Source organism: Tateyamaria algicola, from assembly GCF_047715485.1.
Lineage (GTDB): Bacteria > Pseudomonadota > Alphaproteobacteria > Rhodobacterales > Rhodobacteraceae > Tateyamaria.
The window spans coordinates 2274126-2293491 of the sequence record NZ_CP180422.1 but is presented as its reverse complement, the minus strand read 5'-3'; the positions used below and the strand labels follow the sequence as shown (position 1 = coordinate 2293491).

The window sequence follows — 19366 nt, the reverse complement described above, 5'->3', positions numbered from 1 at the left end:
CACGTGGCCATAGCGGCACAAGCCACACAGGACCGTGCCGCGCTTGGCATCGTGATGACGCTGGCGGCTTACGCGTTTTTCACGCTGATCGACACGTCGGTGAAGTGGCTTGTGATCGCGGGGCTGCCTGCGTTCCAATTGGCCTTCATGCGCTACGCGCCTCATGCGGTGATCTCGACCTTTCTGCTGCTGCGGCGGGGCGAGGGCTGGTCAAGCTTTCAGTCGGCGCATATGGGACTGGTGCTGTTGCGCGGGTTCCTGTTGGCCTCGGCCACACTGTTCAACTTTATCACGCTGAAGTATCTGTCGCTGACGGTGACCGGGTCGATCATGTTTTCGGCCCCCATCATCGTGTGCGCGCTGTCCTGGCCGCTGCTGGGGGAACGGGTGGGGCCCTGGCGGTGGTTTGCGATCATCCTGGGGTTCATGGGCGTGCTGGTGGTCATCCGCCCGTTTGATGCCGAATTTCACTGGATTGCACTGCTGAATGTCTACAATGCGTTTTCGCTCGCGCTGTATTCGATCATCACGCGCAAGATTTCCGGGATTGTCGCAGCGGAAACGATGCAGTTCTACATGGGCGCGTTCGGGGCGATCACCTTGGCACCGTTTGCCTACTGGGCATGGATTCCGCCGGAAACAGGGCTGCAATGGGCGCTGATGATTGGCCTGGGCATCTGGGGCTGGGCCGGGCACGAGATCTTTTCGCGGGCCCACGCATACGCCCCCGCCAATACTTTGATGCCCTACACCTACAGCTTTCTTTTGTATCTGGCGATCGCCAGCTACATCGTATTCAAGGATGTCCCGGATGGATGGACCTTGTTGGGGGCGGCGATCATCGTGATCTCCGGTTTCATCATCTGGTGGCGCACAGCACGAAAGGATCGGGCATGAAAGTCGCGGCAATAGGCGAGGCGATGATTGAACTCTCCATGGCGGGGGATACGGCAGGTGTCGGCGTGGCGGGCGATACGCTGAACACCGCCATCTACCTCAAACGAACAGCACCGAAATTGACGGTGGATTACATCACCCGCCTGGGCACGGATGCGTTTTCCGATCGGATCGCGGATTTCATCGCAAGCGAAGACATCGGCACCGACCGGATCGAGCGTGACCCGGCTGGCACGCCCGGCCTCTATGCCATCAACACCGACGACACAGGCGAACGGTCGTTCACCTATTGGCGCGACAGTTCTGCGGCGCGGCGGATGTTCATCACGGATACCGGCCCTGATTTTTACGCGCTCGAGCGGTATGACGTGATCTATCTGTCCGGCATCACGCTGGCCATTCTGTCCTCTTCCGTCCGCACCGCGTTGCTGCGGTTCCTGCAAAGCTTTCGCAATGCGGGCGGGCGTGTCTGCTACGACAGCAATTACCGCCCCAAGCTCTGGGTCGATGCCGACACCGCACTGGCCGCGAACACGGCAATGTGGTCGTTGACGGACATCGCGTTGCCCTCCGTGGATGACGAGGAAAACATGACCGGCGAGGATGCCGAGACCATCGCGCGCCGCTTCCTGTTCATGGACCGCACCGGCGCGCTCAAGCGCGGGCCGTCCGGGCCGCTTTGCCTCAGCACTGGTGGGCCGTGCGACTTTCCCGCGGCGACGACAGTGGTGGACACGACAGCAGCGGGCGACAGTTTCAACGGTGGCTACCTGGGCACGTTGCTGACGGGCGGATCACAGCAACGCGCCTTGCGTGCAGGTCACGATCTGGCGGCCAAGGTCATCGGGCACAAGGGCGCGATCATGCCCCGATAAGGGTGCGCAAGGCGGCATCCGGATCACCTGACTGGCAGGCCGTCGCAATCTGATCCGCCATCGGATCATCCAGCGCCCGCCCCGCCGCCACATCGGCTTGCACAAAGGCGCACCAGGCCGCGACCGCATTGTGCAGCGCCGGGCTGTGCGCGCCTGCGCGATCCTTCAACGTGGCGACGATGCGAATGGGCATCTTCTGGCTGCCGTCCATGGCGATCTGGCGCAGCCGGTGATGAAGGTTGGGGTTGTCGAACCGGTCGAGCAGTGCCTTGGTGTAGTCGGCTGCCTGAGCCTGCACGGATGGGGGCAGCGTGGCCGCCGCCTCTTCCATCAGCTGCTGCGCGCCTGCCCGCAAGACCGGATCACCAACGGCCTCGTGCACAAAGGTATGGCCACGCAAGGTGCCCGCATAAGCAAGATAGGAATGTGCACCGTTCAGCATCCGCAGCTTGCGCATTTCATGCGGCGCCACATCATCGACCCACTGCACACCCGGCCAGTCGGGGCGGGCGGCGGCAAAGCGGTCCTCGACCACCCATTCGCTGAACGCCTCGGTCGGGACGGCCATGTCGTCCCCCGCCTCGGCACGGATGTCATCCGTTGTCGCTGGCGTTATCCTGTCCACCATCGTCGCGGGATAGGTTACATCGGCCAGCAGGCTCAAACCCGCAGCGTGGGCAAACGCCGCAACGGCAGCTTCCAACTTGCGCCCGTTCTCCGGCAGGTTGTCACAGCACAGCACGGTGACTGGCGTAGTGCGCGCGACGAGGCCCCGGGCGAGGGCACCCACGGGTGTCAATGCGCCCCCGGACAAGTCCGCGACAATGGCAGGCGCGGCCAGATCCAGATGGCCCGCGCCGTTCAGGTGATACGCCTTTTCCGTGACGGTCAGCGAAATGACCGCGACCTCGGGATCGCGCATCGCGGTCAGGATCGCCTGGGGGTCCTCGGACAGGACAAGCATCTCGTCCAACGCGGTGATCTGCTTGATCTCGGTCCCGTGCGCGTCCTTGATGACCAGCGCATAGGCATACCCATTCCCCTTCAGTCCGTCGCGCACGGTGGGCGACCGGAAACTGACCCCGGTGATCCGCCAGTCCGGGCAGGATTGCGTGTAATCCGCCAGATGCGCGCGGAAAAAGTTGCCGACGCCAAGGTGCAGAATCCGGGGCATGATCAATCCAGTCTGTATGTCGTGCGGGCAAGGTCAGTGGCCAGCAGGGTGGCCAATTCGGCAGCAGTGTCGGTGCTGAAATACCCGCGATCGACCTGCCCGGCCAGATGCACGGCCACGGCGCGCCGCCACAGGTCATGGCGGGCCGGGATGGACAGGAAGGCGCGGGTGTCATCGTTGAACCCGGCAAGGTTCCAGTAGCCTGCCGTTTCGACCACCTGATCGAAGAAGCGCGCGATGCCCGCCGCGCTGTCGTGGAACCACCATGGCGGCCCAATGCGCAAGCAGGGCCAGTGCCCGGCCATGGGGGCCAGTTCGCGCGCATATGTCGTCTCGTCCAGCGTGAACAGGATCAGGGTCAGCCGCGGATCGTTGCCCACGCGGTTCAGCAAGGGTTCCAGCCCGCGCACCCAGTTTGTCGCCACGGGAATGTCTGCGCCCTTGTCGCGCCCGAACTGATCCAGAATGGCGCGGTTGGTGTTGCGCCGACTACCTGCATGCAATTGCATGACCAGCCCATCCTCAAGCGACATCTGAGCCATCTCGATCAACATGTGTCCGTGAAAGGCTGCGGCCCCTGCCATGTCGCCTTGCAACAACTGCGCGTATGTCGCGGCCGGATCAGACAGCCAGACCGTGCGCGGATCTTCGATTGCGTGATCGGTGGCGGTGGCGCCCAGCGCCTTGAACGCAGCACGACGGATGCGCAGGGCTTCGAGAAAACCCTCAAAACTGCCTGAGTCCGCACCCGTCATATCCCCGAGCGCATCTACGGATGTGCGCCATCCATCGGCAGTCGGGTCCAACAACGCATCGGGACGGAACGTGGGAATGACACGCCCGCGCCACCCGCTGTCGCGAATGGCAGCGTGATGGCCCAGATTGTCCAGGGCGGCATCCGTGGTGGCAAGCGCCTCGATCCCGAAACGATCAAACAGCGCACGCGGTCTGTTCTGCGGCGCGGCCAGCCACGCGGCGATGTGGTCATAGATCGCATCCGCCGTCTCAACACTCAGCGGGATCTCACAGCCCAGCGTCTCGCGCAGCACATAGTCGATCCATGTGCGGCTGGGCGTGCCCAGAAACAGGTGCCAATGTGCAGCAAAAAGACGAAAGATCGCGCGCGGGTCGCGCTGATCGGGCGGCACGCCAATGCCCAGATCGCGCAAGGACACACCTTGGGAATAGAGCATGCGAAACACGTAGTGATCCGGGATCACCAACAGCTCTGCCGGGTCGGCAAATGCCGTGTCCTGCGCAAACCAGGACGGGTCGCAATGCCCGTGCGGCGATACGATGGCGGCATCCTTCACCCCGTTGTACAAGGTTTCGGCAACCCCCGATAATTGCTGCACCATTCCGGCCCCTCCCTTTTTCGGCAGACTAGCACGAATGCCCCTTGGCGCATGTGCTAAATGCCGCCACTCTGGCGCGTGGGAGGACATAGATGGATGTGTTGCTGATCGGGATGGGCATGGTGGCCCAGACCCATGTGATGGCCTTGCGCGACAACGTCGCTGGCGCGCGTTTGACGTCAGTGCTGGGACGTGACGCGGCACGCACGCAGGCATTTTGCGACACGGCGCGCGCGATCAACGGGCATCCCGTCACAGCCCTGAACGATCTGGAACAGGCCCTCGCAACTTCCCCCGACATGGCGATTCTGATCACCCCGCCAAACGCGCGCATGACTTATGCAGAGGCCCTTGCCAATGCGGGCATTCCCACGCTGATGGAAAAGCCGGTCGAGCGGACACATGTAGCCGCAAAATCCGTGGTCGACACCTATGCGCGCGCCAATGTCCCGCTTGGCCTGTGTTTTCAGCATCGCACCCGCGCAGCCGCACAGGCGCTGAAGGCACGGATCGTTAGTGGCGACCTAGGCGACATTGTGCATGCCGATATCCGGGTGCCATGGTGGCGCAATCAGGCCTACTATGATGTGCCGGGCCGTGGCACATATGACCGCGATGGTGGGGGCGTCATGATCAACCAGGCGATCCACACGCTGGACCTCGCCACTTGGCTGATCGGTCCGGTGGCGCGCCTGCAAGCACAGATGCGGACCAGCCCGATCCATAAGATGGAAGCGGAAGACATCGCATCCGCCCTGCTGACCTTCACATCCGGCGCGTCTGGCGTTCTCAGCGCCAGCACCGTGGCCTATCCCGGCAACGCCGAAAGCATCACGCTCACCACCACCCGCGCACAAGCGCATCTGGAGGGCGATACGTTGCGCCTCGACTGGCACGACGGGCGCACCGAGGTTATCGCGCCAGAGGCTGACACAAGCACCGGCGGCGGAGCTGACCCCATGGCCTTTACCCACGCCTGGCATCAGGCCGTCATCGAGGATTTTGTAGGCGCAGTCAAAGCAGGCAAACCGCCGCTCGCCCCACCGGATGAGGCGTTGCATGTCCACGCCATTATCGATGCGATGGAACAGGCCGCCCGCAGCGGTGCAACAGTGGATGTTCTGACATGACCCTGACATTTGTCGCCCTCGGCCTCGACCACCGCCACATCTATGGCATGACCGAAAACATGCAGCGCATCGGCGCGCGCTGCCTTGGCTTTTGGACCGAGGGCACCCCGCAACCGCTCGAAGGTTACACCAAGCGTTTTCCCGATCTGCACCGGTTTGAGACGCGCGAGGCGGCGCTGGCCGCAGGGGCGGACCTGGCGCTGGTGTCCTGCATTCCCGCTGACCGCGCCGATCTGGCCATCCGCGCGATGCAAGCCGGACACGACGTGATGACCGACAAACCGGGCTGCACCACGCTGGAGCAACTAGAGCGGATCAAGGCGACGGTGGCCGAAACGGGCCGCATCTGGTCCATCAACTTTTCCGAACGGTTCGAGGTGCCTTGCGTGACCCTTGCCGACCAACTGGTGCAAGAGGGCGCGATTGGCCGGGTGGTGCACACAACCGGGCTGGGCCCGCATCGGCTGAACCGGCCCACACGGCCCGACTGGTTCTTTGCGCGCGAGAGGTATGGCGGCGTGCTGACCGACATCGCCTCGCACCAGATCGACCAGTTCCTGCACTTTACCGGGTCGGACACGGCAGAGGTGACGATGGCGCATGTCGCCAATCATGCGAACCCGGACGATCCGGGCTTGCAGGATTTTGGCGAGGTTGCACTGCGCTCTGCCAACGCCTCGGGCTACATCCGGGTGGACTGGTACACGCCCGATGCGCTGCCCAATTGGGGCGACGGACGGCTGACCCTTCTGGGGACGGATGGGTACATCGAATTGCGCAAGTACGTGGATGTGGGCGGGCGCGACGGCACCGACAACCTCGTGCTGGTGAACGGCACCCGATGCGAAACGCTGGATGCGCGCGGAGCGGGCCTGCCCTATTTCGAACGCCTCGCCCACGACATTGCCCACCGCACTGAAACGGCCATGACCCAGGTCCACTGTTTCAAGGTGATGGAACTGGCCCTGCAAGCGCAGGCGATGGCCGAGGACAACACGCCATGATCCGCGTTGCCATTCTGGGCGGCGGGATCGGGGCGCAGCACTTGGATGCCTATCGCACGCTTGATGCATTCACCGTCACCCATCTGGCGGATCAGGATGCGGACCGGCGGACGGCCTTATGCGGCGACGAGATCATTGGCATGGCGGATATCGACACCGCGATTGCCGCCGATGTGGATGTGATCGACATCTGCCTGCCACCCCACCTGCACGCCCCTGTCGCGGTTGCTGCACTCAGGGCGGGCAAACACGTGATTTGCGAAAAGCCCCTCGCAACGTCGATGGAGCAAATCGACGAGATCAGGGGCGCGGCCACGCAGGCAAACCGACAGGTGTTCCCGGTTTTCCAATATCGTTTCGGCCCCGCCTTTGATCAACTGAACGCCCTGCGCGCGGCCGGTCTGCTTGGCGCGCCAAGGGCGGCAGCGTTGGAGACGCATTGGAACCGGGGCGCGGATTACTACGCCATCCCTTGGCGTGGAACATGGGCCGGGGAACAGGGCGGTGCAGTGCTTGGGCATGCCATCCATGCCCACGATCTGCTGTCCCACTTCATGGCACCCATTGCCGGGGTCACGGCGCGCCTCGCCTCTCTTGTGAACCCGATCGAGACGGAAGACACGGCCGCCCTGATCTTTGATCTTGAGGGCGGCGCGCTGGCGACGAGCTCCATTACGCTGGGCAATGCAGCGGATGAAACACGGCTGCGCCTCGTGTTCGAACACCTGACGGCCACGTCGGATACGATCCCCTATGCCCCCGCCGAAGGCACATGGCAGTTCACAGCGCGCGATCCAGCAGATCAGGCAAAGGTGGATCACGTTCTGGCAACGACCGATCCGGGACCATCCGGGTTTGCCGGTTTCCTGACCGAAGTCGCAAAGGCCATCAAGCGACAGCCCAACCGCGCCGTGTCTTTCGAGGATGGCGCAAAATCTATCGCGCTGGTCACTGCGATCTATGCCTCCCACCGTGACGGCACCCGCGTGGCCCTGCCCCTGCCCGGCACCCACCCCCTCAGACAAGGATGGCAGCCATGATTGAATGCTGGCGCTGGTTTGGCCCCGACGATCCCACACATCTGAGCGACCTACCGCAAGTCGGGGCAACAGGCGTGGTCACAGCATTGCATGAATTCGCGCCCGGCGAGGTGTGGTCCGCGACAGCCATTGCCGAGCGCAAGGCCATGATCGAACGCGCAGGGCTGACATGGGAAGTGGTCGAAAGCCTGCCCGTGTCCGAAGCGATCAAGACCCAGGGGCCGGACATGGCCGCCCACCTCGCCAACTATAAAACCAGCCTGCGCGCGCTGGCCGATCAGGGCGTGCGCACGATCTGCTACAACTTCATGCCGATCCTTGATTGGACGCGCACGCAAACCCGCGCGCCTCAGCCACATGGCGGCACGGCGATGCTGTTCGACTTGCCCACCTTTGCCGCCTTCGATCTGCATATCCTTGCCCGCCCCGGCGCAGCAGAGGATTATCCTGCCACAGTGCAAGACGCCGCGGCAGACGCCTTGGCAGGCATGGACGACACAGCCAAAACAGAGCTGACCCGCACTGTGATCGCAGGCTTGCCCGGTGCCAATGACGGCTGGATGCTGGACGACGTGCGCGCACGCTTGCGCAGCTATGATGGGATCACTGCGGATCGCCTGCGCCAGAACCTGATCGACTTTCTGTCCGAAGTCGCGCCATTGGCCGAAACGCTGGGCCTGCGGCTATGCTGCCATCCTGACGATCCGCCCTTTTCCCTTCTTGGCCTGCCCCGCGTGATGTCGTCGACCGACGATTACGCCCATGTGCTGGAGGCTGTGGATACACCAGCGAATGGCGCAACCCTATGCACGGGATCACTGGGCGTTGCGCCCGCGTTTGACGCGACTGAGTTCGTGCACCGCCTTGGCCCGCGCATCCACTTTGCCCACCTGCGCAATACCAAGCGGCTCCCCTCTCCCGACCCAGCGCGCGCATCCTTCTTCGAGGCGCCGCACCTTGAGGGGGATACCGACATGGTCGCCACCATTACCGCGCTCATGGCTGAAGAGGCTCGGCGGCACAGCGAAGGGCGCGATGATCATGCCATCCCCATGCGCCCCGATCACGGGCAGGAATTGCTGCTGGATCGCGACCGCGACAGCTTACCCGGCTATCCGCTGATCGGACGCATGCGCGGATTGGCAGAGCTGCGCGGCATCATGGCGGCAGTGGGTGCTGCATGATCCGCATCGGCGTGGCCGGGGCCGGGCTGATCGGCAAGCAACACATCGCGGCGATTGAGCGGGCGCAGGGCATTACCCTCTCCGCCATTTTCGACCCCGCTGTCGGCGATGATGCCGATTGGCCAACCGCGCCTGATCTGCACAGCCTCGCAGGGATGTCGGATGGTATCATCCTAGCCGTGCCAAATGCGCTGCACGCCCCCATGGCACACAGCCTGATCGCGGCCGCCTGCCCCATGTTGATCGAAAAGCCGCTGACCGGCACAGCCGCCGAAGGCAAGGCGCTGGTCGAGGCGGCGGGCGACGTGCCGATCCTTGTGGGGCATCACCGCCGCCACAACCCGCTGGTCGCCAAGGCCAAGGAGATCGTGGAAAGTGGGAAGCTTGGCACATTGACCACGGTGCACGGACAGTGCTGGCTGCCGAAACCCGACCACTACTTCGAGGCTACGTGGCGCCAGGGTGCGGGCGCGGGGCCGCTGTTCATCAACCTGATCCATGATGTAGATGTGCTGATGCATCTGTGTGGGCCGATCACGCAGGTGCAGGCATTTGAAAGCAACCCGGTGCGCGGCGCACAGGCCGAAGAGGTCAGCGTCGCCATCCTGCGGTTTGCGAGCGGGGTTCTCGGCACGGTGAACCTGGCCGACGTCGCCCTGGGGCCGTGGAGTTGGGAACTGACCGCAGGTGAAAACCCGGCCTATCCGAAGACGGATCAATCCTCTTACCTCATCGGTGGCACCCATGGATCGCTCGCCTTGCCAAACCTGACCGTGTGGTCGCAGGAACAAGGCCCGGATTGGTGGGCGCCCATTCACGACACGGCCGTTCCCGTCGATCCGGGCGACTCGCTGGTTGCGCAAGTCACCCATTTCGCTGACGTGATCCGAGGCGATGCACAGCCGCTGGTCACCGCAGCGGACGGTTTGCGCGCCGTGCAGGTGATCGAGGCGATTAAATCTGCAGCCCAAAGCGGTACGGCTGTCGATATCCCTTAAATCCCCCCTCGCATCCCCGACCATATGTGTTAGCGTAAACACCATGCGCCAAGCTGCGCGTCGCGATAGCGCAGGGGGTGTCTACTGGACCTGTGCGGCGTCAGCGCATGACGTGAAACCCCACCCGGAAAAACGAAACACGAAAAGGAGCAGCTGATGCCGTCAGTTGGTGTAATCGGATTGGGTGATATGGGCAGCGGGATTGCCAAGAACCTCATCGCAAACGGATTTGAAACATGGGGCCTCGACCTGATGCCCGCGCGCATCAAGGCGTTTGAGGATATGGGTGGGCATACGGCAACGTCTGTCGCTGATATCGCTGCCAAGGCCGACATCGTCTTTGTCATGGTGATGCAAGGGTCGCAGGCCCATGGCGTCATTCTAGGCGATGACGGTCTGGCCGCTCATATGCCCAAAGGCGGGGTGATCGTGCTGACCGCCACCATCAAACCGGCCGAGGCGCGCGCGATTGCGGCCGGGCTGGACGGGTCAGGGATCGAATTGATCGACAGCCCCGTGTCGGGCGGTTTCCCCGGAGCGCAGGGTGGTACGCTGACCATGATGGCGGCAGGCACAGACGCGGCGATGGACAAGGCGCAGGGCGCGATGGAGGCGGTGTCGGCCAACATCCACCGCGTGGGCACCGCGGGCGGCGACGGGCAGACGGTCAAGGCGTGTTTGCAATCGCTCATCGGTTCGATCTTTTCCGCGACGTTCGAGGCAGCGGCGCTGGCCGCCAAGGCGGGTGTGCCGGGGCAGGTGATCCTCGACGTATTCTCGACCTCGTCCGCCGGGTCGGGCATCACCAACAACGCCTTGCAAAAGATCATCGACCGCCAGTTCGAGGGCACAGGCAGCCACATCAACACAATGCACAAGGACCTCACCATCGCGATGGCATTGGGCGAGGAAATGGGCGTGCCCCTGCACACCGCCGCCGCCGCGATGCAGATTTTCCACGCCGGGCGCACCCGCTATCCGGATGGCGACAACTGGGTCGCAACCCGCGTGATGGAAGAGATCGTGGGTGCGGAACTGCACCGCGACGCGGCCAAGGCGACACGATGAAGCTGGGCGTTATCTGCGATGGGATCAGCCGCGATCTGGCCCATGCCGTTGATGTGATGGACGAATTCGGCCTCGACTATGCCGAGCTACAATTCGTTGGCGACACCGAAGTGGGCGATCACACAGCCCAGCAGATCGCGGACATCGATGCGCTGTTGCGGGACCGGGGCAAGCCTGTGTCCTGCCTCAGCCGCCACATCTTTGCCGGGACAACAACGCAAAACCGGCCCGGCGATGCACTGCACACCCAGCATATGGATGCCCTCAAGCGCGTGATCGAGATGGCGCATGTCGTGGGCAGCCCTCTGGTGCGCATCATGACCCAGAAAAAGGAGCAGATCCTCTGGGGTTCGGGCGGTGCCGAGAAGTGGAACGTGGCCCACGGCGCATGGGACACCATGGCCCCGATGGTCGCGCCTGCGGTAGAATTGGCGCGGGCCGAGGGGGTGACGCTGGTGGTCGAGACAGGCAACGGCACCATGGTCAATTCCAACTACACGGCGCGCAAGCTGATTGATGAGCTGGACGCCAAAGATGCGCTGAAGGTGCTGTGGGACCCCGGCAACAACTGCTGGTGCCACGAACTGGCCTATCCCGACGGGTATGAGGAGGTCAAAGACGGCTACCTTGGCCATGTTCACATCAAGGACGTGCAGGTCGACACACCCCGCGCCACGCTGGAAGTGCGCGAAATGGGACAGGGCCAGCTAGGTCCGCTGTTTCAGCCCATGGCGGATGCGATGCGGCGCGATGGCTATGACGGCGTGGTGTCCTTTGAAAGCGTCTATCACCCCGGCAATGGCGATTTCGAGGCCGGGTTTCGCGCCTGCATCGACCGGTTCAAGGCGATCTTTGGCGACTGACCCTCGCGGCAACGTGTGCGGCCTGCCCCTTGGGGTTGGGCCGCGCGCCCTCATATTGCGCCTGCTTGCCCACGGGGTTAGGCAGAACGAACGCAATGCAAAGGTGCCCCGCCATGACCGCTCCGCTTCCCACCCTTGATGATATGCGCGTGGCCGTGATCGGGCTGGGCTATGTGGGCTTGCCGCTGGCCGTTGCCTTCGGGGCCAAGCGGCCCACGGTCGGTTTTGACCTGAACGCCGCGCGTATTGCAGAGCTGCAATCAGGCACCGACAGCACAGGCGAGATCGACGACCTGGGCGCGGCCCCCCACCTGACCTATACCAGCACGCTGGCCGACATTGCCGATTGCAATGTCTATATCGTCGCCGTGCCCACGCCCATCGACAACCACCGCCAACCCAACCTCGGCCCCCTGCTCGCCGCCTCGCGCAGTGTCGGGGAGATCGTCAAACCCGGTGACATCATTGTTTACGAAAGCACGGTCTATCCCGGCGCCACCGAGGAAGACTGCCTGCCGCTGGTCGAACAGATGTCGGGCCTGCGCCTGAACGTGGACTTCTACGCCGGCTACAGCCCCGAGCGGATCAACCCCGGCGACAAGGATCGCCCGCTGACCAAGATCTGCAAAGTCACCTCCGGCTCCACACCCGAGGCGGCGACACTGATCGACGCGCTTTATGGCACGATCATCACGGCTGGCACGTTCAAGGCCGACAGCATCCGCGTGGCCGAAGCCTCCAAAGTGATCGAGAACACCCAACGGGACGTGTCCATCGCCCTTATCAACGAGCTGTCGATCATCTTTTCCCACCTGGGGCTCGACACGAACGCGGTGCTGGATGCGGCGGCGACCAAATGGAACTTTCACCGCTATACACCCGGCCTGGTCGGCGGACACTGTATCGGGGTCGATCCCTACTACCTGATCGACAAGTCGATCACGGCGGGCCACATCCCAGACATCATCCGCATGGCGCGCGAGATCAACGACGGCATGGCCCGCCACGCTGTGTCCCTGCTGATCAAGAAGATGATCCAGAAAGAGGCGCGCGTGCATGGGGGTCGCGTTTTGCTTCTGGGCATCACTTTCAAGCAGAACTGCGCCGACATCCGAAACACCAAGGTGATCGACATGCTGGGGGAATTGGCGAGCTATGGGCTGAGCGTTGATTTGCACGATCCCTGGGCTGATGCGGGCGAGGTGCACGAGGTCTACGGGCTGGATATGCTGGCCCAAATGCCCGAGGCAAAAGGGGACTATGACGCCGTCATCCTCGCCGTGGCGCATGACGACTTTGTCGCCCAGGGTGCAGCGCCCTTGAAGGCACAGTTGGCGTCAAACGGTGTGTTGTTCGACATGAAAGCCGTGTTTGATCAAAAACATAGCGATTTGCGATTGTAGGCTCGGCACGACCTCGCCAATTCGGCGCTGTCGCACGATCTTTACCAAAAAGTTCGAGAAACTTCGCGAGAATACGCTATCGTTGCGTGGTGCGCAGCCCCGACCATGTCGTGAAATGTCCCCTCTTTGCGGGGCAGGCGCGCCAGTTGCGGGTTTGGAAACAACAGAATTCAGACGCCAAGGATACCGCAATGCCTTTCCTGACACTGACCCGTTATGCCCTCGTTGTCGCGCTGTGCGCAGCACTTTCGCCCCAAGGGGCCCATGCACAGGGCAACGAACCGCCCGCCGTCATTGTCGCCAAGCCATTGAAAGATGAAATCACAGATTGGGACGAATACACAGGTCGGTTCCAGGCACGCCAATCCGTGACCTTGCAGGCCCGCGTGTCGGGATACCTGCAGGACACCCATTTCAACGACGGCCAGATCGTCGAGGCCGGAGACCTGTTGTTCACCATCGACCCGCGCCCGTTTGAACTGGCCAAGGCCCAGGCCGAAGCGCAAGTGCAGTCCGCCGAGGCCGGGCTGCAACTGGCCGAAGTCGAGTTCAACCGCGCCACCGAACTGGTCGAACGCAATGTAGGCCGCGTCAGCGATCAGGATCAGGCGCGCGCGCAGTATCAACAGGCATTGGCCAACCTCGCACTGGCCGAAGCCGACCTTGCCATTGCCGAACTTGACCTTGGCTATACCCGCGTGCGTGCGCCCATCACCGGGCGCATATCTTCGGCGGATGTGGATATGGGTGCACTGGTGATCGGTGGGCCATCCGGGGCCACCGAACTGTCCAACATCGTGTCCATCCACCCCATCGAATTCGTCTTTACCGCTTCCGAGGCCGAGTTCCTGAAATATGCCCGCCTGAATGATAGCGGCGAGCGGCCATCCTCGCGCACCAATGCCAACCCGATCTTTGTCCAGCTGCTGGACGAGGATACCTGGGACCGGGGCGGCAAGATGGACTTTGTCGACAACCGGCTTGACCCCAATTCGGGGACGATCCTTGGCCGTGCCCAGTTCGACAATCAAAACGGGTTCCTGCAGCCCGGTGTCTTTGGACGCGCGCGGTTGCTTGCCTCTGCGCCCTACGAGGCGCTGATGATCCCGGACGAGGCGATTGTGGCCGACCAGTCACGCTCGACCGTTTATGTCGTGGGCCCGGACAACGTGGTGGAACAGCGGGTGGTGACCCGTGGGGCCATCTGGCGCGGGTTCCGCGTGATCCGCGCAGGGCTCGAAGCGGATGACCGCGTCGTCATTTCCGGCGTGCAGCGCGTCCGCCCCGGCGCACCTGCCACACCCGAGGAACAGCCCCTGTCCTTCGAGGGTAAGGGGTAACCCATGAAATTCGCGCATTTCTTTGTCGACCGCCCGGTCTTTGCGGCGGTCCTGTCGATCCTCGTCGCACTGATCGGTGCCGTCAGCTACACCCGCCTGCCCGTCGCCGCCTATCCCGAGGTTGCACCGCCCACCATCCAGGTCACCGCCTCTTATCCCGGTGCCTCGGCCGAAACAGTGGCCGACACGGTCGCCACCCCGTTGGAACAGGAAATCAACGGGGTCGAGGGGATGCTTTACATGCTCTCGCAATCCACCGGCGACGGACGCATGGCGCTGACCATCACGTTCGAGTTGGGCACGGATGTGGACGAGGCGCAGGTGCTTGTGCAAAACCGTGTCTCCATCGCCGAACCGCGCCTGCCGGAAACAGTGCGGCGGCTGGGTGTGCAGACACAGCAGAACTCGCCCTCGCTGATGATGGTCGTGCATTTGCTGTCCCCGGATGGCAGCCGCGACCAGCTTTACATATCGAACTATGCGCGCACGCAGATCGTGGACCAACTATTGCGGATCGACGGTGTGGGCCAGGCAACCGTGTTTGGCGAACGCGCCTATTCCATGCGCATCTGGCTCGACCCCGACCAGATCGCCGCGCGCGGTCTGACAGCGGGCGAGGTGGTCGCGGCGCTGCAAGCCAACAACGTGCAGGTCGCCTCGGGCTCGATCAACCAGTTGCCGATCGAGGATCAGGCGGCCTTTCAGTTGAACGTGCAAACGCAAGGGCGGCTTGTCGATCCCGCGCAGTTCGAAAACATCGTGATCACCGCAGGCCCACAGGGTCGCAAGGTGAGGGTGCGCGACATCGCGCGGGTGGAACTGGGCGCGCAGGACTATTCGGTCAACGGCTATCTCAACGAAAACACCGCCCTGCCCATCGGCATCTTTCAGCGCCCCGGCTCGAACGCGCTGGCCACGGCGGAAGAGGTCATAGCCCTGATGGAGGAGGTCGCCGCAGACTTCCCGCCGGGCATGGAATTCGACGTCGTCTACAACCCCACGGAATACATCGAACAATCGGTCGAGGCCGTGTTCACCACGATTGAAGAGGCGGTGTTGCTCGTCATCCTCGTGATCGTGATCTTTCTGCAAAGCCTGCGGGCCTCCATCATCCCCATTCTGGCGATCCCGGTGTCCCTGGTGGGCACGTTCTTTGTCATGTCCGCCTTTGGCTTTTCGCTCAACAACCTGACGCTGTTCGGGCTGGTACTGGCTATCGGTATCGTGGTCGATGACGCCATCATTGTGGTGGAAAACGTCGAACGCTACATCGAGGAAGGCATGCCCAAGCGCGAGGCAGCCATGCAGACCATGACCGAAGTGTCCGGCGCGCTGATCGCCAATGGCCTTGTGCTGATTGCGATCTTTGTGCCCGTCGCCTTTATCGAGGGGATCACGGGCCAATTCATGCGCCAGTTTGCGGTGACAATTGCCGCCGCCACTGCGATTTCGGTGTTCATGTCGCTGACACTGTCCCCCGCCCTGTCGGTCCTGCTGCTGCGCCCCAAGGATGATGAGAACACCAAACGTGGCACCATCGGCGCCATGATCCATGCCGCCAGTTGGCCGGTGCGCAAGGCTGCGGACGGCTTCAATTGGGGGTTTGAGCGGCTCGCCAACGGCTATGCCTGGCTGATCCGCCAGATGCTGAAGGTCACGGTGCTGGCACTGGCCGCCTATGTGGGCCTCATGATCCTCGCTGGCTACCAGTTTCAGCGCGCGCCTTCGGGCTTCATCCCGGAACAGGATCAGGGGTACCTGATCGCCGTCGTTCAACTGCCCTCAGGTGCCTCGCTGACCCGCACGGATACCGTGATCCGCGAAATCAGCGAAACCTTCCTTGAGATGGAGGGGGTGTCTGACACCGTCGCCTTTGCCGGGCTGGATGGGGCGACCTTTACCAACGCGCCCAACTCCGGAGCGATCTTTGTCGTGACGGAGTCGTTCGAGGAACGGATTCCCGCAGGCCTCACCAACGACCGGCTGATCGGCGAGGCCTTTGGCCGCCTGTCCCAATTCCCCGAGGCGAACGCTTTTGTCATTGCCCCGCCACCCATTCAGGGCATCGGCAACGGCGGCGGTTGGAACCTCTATGTGCAAGACCGCCGTGGTCGCGGCCTGCCCGCGCTGGAAGAGACGGTATGGGCCACGGTCGGCGCCGCCTACCAGGTTGAGGGGCTGACAGGCATGTTCTCTCTGTTCAACACCTCGACCCCCAGCATCTATGCCGACATCGACCGTGTTCGGGCCGAGGAACTGGGCGTGCCGCCGGAACGTGTGTTTGATGCGTTGCAGGTCTATCTCGGCTCGGCCTTCGTGAACGATTTCAACTTCCTCGGTCGCACGTTCCGCGTGACGGCGCAGGCGGATGGCGAATATCGCAACAGCCCCGAGGACATCCTTGATCTGCGCACCCGGTCCGACAACGGATCCATGGTGCCCATCGGGTCGGTCGCGACGTTGGAACAGCAGACCGGCGCCTACCGCGTGGCGCGCTATAACCTGTATCCTGCCGCGTCGATCCAGGGGGCGACCCTGCCCGGCACCTCCACAGGCCAAGCGATCGAGCGGATGGAGGCCTTGCTGGACAACACCCTGCCCGATGGCTTCGGCTTTGAATGGACGGAACTTGCGCTGCAGGAAAAGCTGGCGGGCAATACGGCAGTCTACGCCTTTATTCTCGCGGTCGTCTTCGTCTACCTGCTGCTGTCGGCCACCTACGAAAGCTGGTTCTTGCCCTTTGCGGTGATCCTGATCGTGCCCATGTGTCTGCTGGCCGGGATCACGGGCGTGTTGCTGCGCGGCTTCGACAACAACATCCTCGTGCAGATCGGCTTTGTCGTGCTTGTCGGATTGGCCTCGAAAAACGCGATCCTGATCGTCGAATTTGCGATTCAGGCCAAGGCGCGTGGGCTGTCGCGTGTCGATGCCGCGGTCGAGGCGTCGCGCCTGCGTCTGCGGCCCATCCTCATGACCTCGCTCGCCTTCATCCTCGGGGTGATCCCGCTGGTGATCGCGACTGGCGCCGGGTCAGAGATGCGGCAATCACTGGGCACCGCCGTCTTCTCGGGCATGCTCGGCGTGACGGTGTTTGGCCTGCTGTTCACCCCGATCTTCTACGTCACCTTTGACTGGATCGCGGACAAGCTGGGCGTGGGCAGCACCCGTGGGCAAGCGTCCGAACCGGGCAGCGTCGCCTCATGACACCAGCGCAGCGGCGGCTTGGGTCGCCGCGCGCGCACCGCTTTCGATCGCACCCTCGATCAGCCCGCCGTGGCTGGGCGACACTTCGGCACCTGCGAAGAACAGACGCCCAGCTACAGGGCGCGACAACTCCGGGGCACCGTATGGCGGATGACCTTGGGGCGGCACGCGGTCACTTTGCGTCGTTGTAAACCGCTCATCCGCCCAATCTTGCAATTCCAACCGACGGGGCGCTGCAGCCTCGGGCCCGAACAGGCGCACCAATTGTCCTTGAGCAGCAGCCAACAGCGCCGCGCGATCCTGTCGCTGTTCCACCGGCACACCCACAAAGCCGAACAGACCAAAAAGCCCTATGTCAGGGTCGCTTTGATCCGCAATCTCGACCAGCGGCCCGCGCTGGCTGACGGCCCCACCCGACAGGCCCGCATCCCGCCAGAATGCACGATCATACAGCGCGATAACCTTCGCATGGGCCGCCATCCATGTGGGCCAGCGGGTAAAAGCCTGCTTGAGGTCCTTGGGCCAGGGTGGCGACATATCGAACCCGGCTGCAATGGGGCCGGGCACAGCACAGATCACCACATCCGCGTCCCACACCGTGCCCGATTGGGTTGTGACCCGAGGCGTGCCTGTCAGATCAATGGCCGTGACCACCTGCCCGAATTGCACTGTGTCGTGGGGCAGGTCTGCCGCCATGCGCTCGGCCAATGCCTGCACACCGCCACGGATGCGCGCGGCATCACTGTAGCGGCGCGGAAAGGCACCGCGTTGGGTCTGGCCTGCAGTTTCGTAGATGAAGTCACCCTCTTCGAATTGCGGCAGGGTCGTCATGCCCAACGCGGCCAGCAGGCCGGTGACAGCGGGCTGATAGGCGGGCCAGATCCACGCGGGACCCAGATCAATGCCGCCATCACCAACCGGCAGGCTCAGCGCGCGCCCGCCAACACGGTCCCGCGCCTCCAGCACCGTGACCGCATGCCCGCCTTCATGCAGACGACGGGCGGCCATCAACCCGGCCAGCCCCGCCCCAATCACAAGGGCGCGTTTCACCCGGCGACCATGCGGCCCAGATGCCCCGTCTTGACCCACAACCGCGCGCCCTCCGGCCCGGCCGCCAGATCAACAAGACCCCCGGGGGCCAGGCGGAGCCAATCGCGCGGCCCCATCACGCTGCCCGCGTGGTAAAGCTGACCCTCAAGCACAAGGATCTCCACACCGTCCGCCGTGTCCAGCGGATGCGCGGTATCACCACCCCATACTTCCAGCGCCACATGTTCATGGGCGTCCTGAAACAGCGTCGCTGTCTCGACCCCGGCACGGGCGGCATCCGGGGTTGTTGCAACGGTATTCATGTCAATCCGCACATGCTGGCGGTCATCCGAGTCAAATTGCCACAGTTTGACAAAGATGGTCGCCCCCGGCTCCGAACGAGGTGTGTGGCGCGAGGTCGGCGGATTGCGCACATAGGTGCCGACGGGGAAATCGCCCGCTTCATCCTGAAAGACACCTTCGAGCACAATGTATTCCTCGCCCCCGTCATGGGTGTGCGGGGCAAAGGCGCTGCCGGGGGCAAACCGAACGATGGTCGTGGCGCGGGCCACCTCGTCGCCGATACGATCCAGCATCTTGCGCTCGACACCCGCACTGGGCGAGGCGCGCCAAGGATTGTCCGCATCCGCCACGCGAACGGTTTGGGTGAAATCCGCATTCAGTTCCATCGAGGGCCTCCATTACGCTTGCCTACCATTAGGTAGATAAATAGATTGAAAATGCAAGACATGACTTCTACCTCTCATGTAAGCTGAACGAAATGATACTTACCAAAAGGTAG

Annotated in this window: 16 protein-coding genes; 12 read left to right on the top strand and 4 right to left on the bottom strand. The window is 63.1% G+C overall.

Annotated features, from left to right (window positions below; all coding sequences use genetic code 11):
• Positions 1 to 3: 3 nt before the first annotated feature.
• A complete protein-coding gene (locus tag ACMHLQ_RS13610; RefSeq protein WP_415401194.1) occupies positions 4 to 897 on the top strand; it encodes a DMT family transporter in 894 nt (297 codons plus the stop codon).
• Positions 894 to 1772: a sugar kinase gene (locus ACMHLQ_RS13605; RefSeq protein WP_415401193.1), complete on the top strand. Its 879-nt coding sequence runs from the start codon at positions 894 to 896 to the stop codon at positions 1770 to 1772. The genes ACMHLQ_RS13610 and ACMHLQ_RS13605 overlap by 4 nt, the downstream gene beginning before the upstream one ends.
• Here the strand turns inward: ACMHLQ_RS13605 and ACMHLQ_RS13600 are convergent.
• Entirely contained in the window at positions 1759 to 2946 is a 1188-nt protein-coding gene (locus ACMHLQ_RS13600) for a mannitol dehydrogenase family protein (RefSeq protein ID WP_415401192.1), read from the bottom strand. The two genes, ACMHLQ_RS13605 and ACMHLQ_RS13600, sit on opposite strands and share 14 nt — an antisense overlap.
• Before the next feature lie 2 nt (positions 2947 to 2948).
• Positions 2949 to 4304, bottom strand: coding sequence for a glucuronate isomerase (uxaC, locus tag ACMHLQ_RS13595; protein WP_415401190.1), 1356 nt, complete (start codon positions 4302 to 4304; stop codon positions 2949 to 2951).
• An 89-nt stretch (positions 4305 to 4393) separates the two neighbouring features.
• On the opposite strand from uxaC, the gene ACMHLQ_RS13590 reads away from it, so the two are divergent.
• From ACMHLQ_RS13590 to ACMHLQ_RS13545, 10 genes are all read left to right on the top strand, one after another.
• Entirely contained in the window at positions 4394 to 5431 is a 1038-nt protein-coding gene (locus ACMHLQ_RS13590; RefSeq protein WP_415401189.1) for a Gfo/Idh/MocA family protein, read from the top strand.
• On the top strand, positions 5428 to 6435 hold the full coding sequence (locus ACMHLQ_RS13585; protein ID WP_415401188.1) for a Gfo/Idh/MocA family protein: 1008 nt from the start codon (positions 5428 to 5430) through the stop codon (positions 6433 to 6435). The genes ACMHLQ_RS13590 and ACMHLQ_RS13585 overlap by 4 nt, the downstream gene beginning before the upstream one ends.
• Positions 6432 to 7475 (top strand): Gfo/Idh/MocA family protein, encoded by a 1044-nt coding sequence (locus tag ACMHLQ_RS13580; protein ID WP_415401187.1) that lies wholly within the window; start codon positions 6432 to 6434, stop codon positions 7473 to 7475. The genes ACMHLQ_RS13585 and ACMHLQ_RS13580 overlap by 4 nt, the downstream gene beginning before the upstream one ends.
• Positions 7472 to 8659, top strand: a complete 1188-nt coding sequence (gene uxuA / locus ACMHLQ_RS13575) for a mannonate dehydratase (protein WP_415401186.1) — start codon at positions 7472 to 7474, stop codon at positions 8657 to 8659. The genes ACMHLQ_RS13580 and uxuA overlap by 4 nt, the downstream gene beginning before the upstream one ends.
• Positions 8656 to 9657 (top strand): Gfo/Idh/MocA family protein, encoded by a 1002-nt coding sequence (locus ACMHLQ_RS13570; protein ID WP_415401185.1) that lies wholly within the window; start codon positions 8656 to 8658, stop codon positions 9655 to 9657. Before uxuA ends, ACMHLQ_RS13570 begins: the two co-directional genes overlap by 4 nt.
• A gap of 156 nt (positions 9658 to 9813) precedes the next feature.
• Positions 9814 to 10725, top strand: a complete 912-nt coding sequence (locus ACMHLQ_RS13565) for an NAD(P)-dependent oxidoreductase (RefSeq protein ID WP_415401184.1) — start codon at positions 9814 to 9816, stop codon at positions 10723 to 10725.
• Positions 10722 to 11588, top strand: a complete 867-nt coding sequence (locus tag ACMHLQ_RS13560) for a sugar phosphate isomerase/epimerase family protein (protein ID WP_415401183.1) — start codon at positions 10722 to 10724, stop codon at positions 11586 to 11588. The genes ACMHLQ_RS13565 and ACMHLQ_RS13560 overlap by 4 nt, the downstream gene beginning before the upstream one ends.
• Before the next feature lie 113 nt (positions 11589 to 11701).
• Positions 11702 to 12991 carry a nucleotide sugar dehydrogenase gene (locus ACMHLQ_RS13555; protein WP_415401182.1) on the top strand — a complete coding sequence of 430 codons (1290 nt, stop codon included), beginning with the start codon at positions 11702 to 11704 and terminating at the stop codon, positions 12989 to 12991.
• Positions 12992 to 13182: 191 nt separating this feature from the next.
• Positions 13183 to 14331 carry an efflux RND transporter periplasmic adaptor subunit gene (locus ACMHLQ_RS13550; protein ID WP_415401181.1) on the top strand — a complete coding sequence of 383 codons (1149 nt, stop codon included), beginning with the start codon at positions 13183 to 13185 and terminating at the stop codon, positions 14329 to 14331.
• A gap of 3 nt (positions 14332 to 14334) precedes the next feature.
• On the top strand, positions 14335 to 17535 hold the full coding sequence (locus ACMHLQ_RS13545) for an efflux RND transporter permease subunit (protein WP_415401180.1): 3201 nt from the start codon (positions 14335 to 14337) through the stop codon (positions 17533 to 17535).
• On the opposite strand, the gene ACMHLQ_RS13540 is transcribed toward ACMHLQ_RS13545, so the two are convergent.
• Positions 17530 to 18585 carry a flavin monoamine oxidase family protein gene (locus ACMHLQ_RS13540; protein ID WP_415401179.1) on the bottom strand — a complete coding sequence of 352 codons (1056 nt, stop codon included), beginning with the start codon at positions 18583 to 18585 and terminating at the stop codon, positions 17530 to 17532. The two genes, ACMHLQ_RS13545 and ACMHLQ_RS13540, sit on opposite strands and share 6 nt — an antisense overlap.
• Positions 18582 to 19253 (bottom strand): cupin domain-containing protein, encoded by a 672-nt coding sequence (locus tag ACMHLQ_RS13535; RefSeq protein ID WP_415401178.1) that lies wholly within the window; start codon positions 19251 to 19253, stop codon positions 18582 to 18584. The genes ACMHLQ_RS13540 and ACMHLQ_RS13535 overlap by 4 nt, the downstream gene beginning before the upstream one ends.
• Positions 19254 to 19366: the final 113 nt, after the last annotated feature.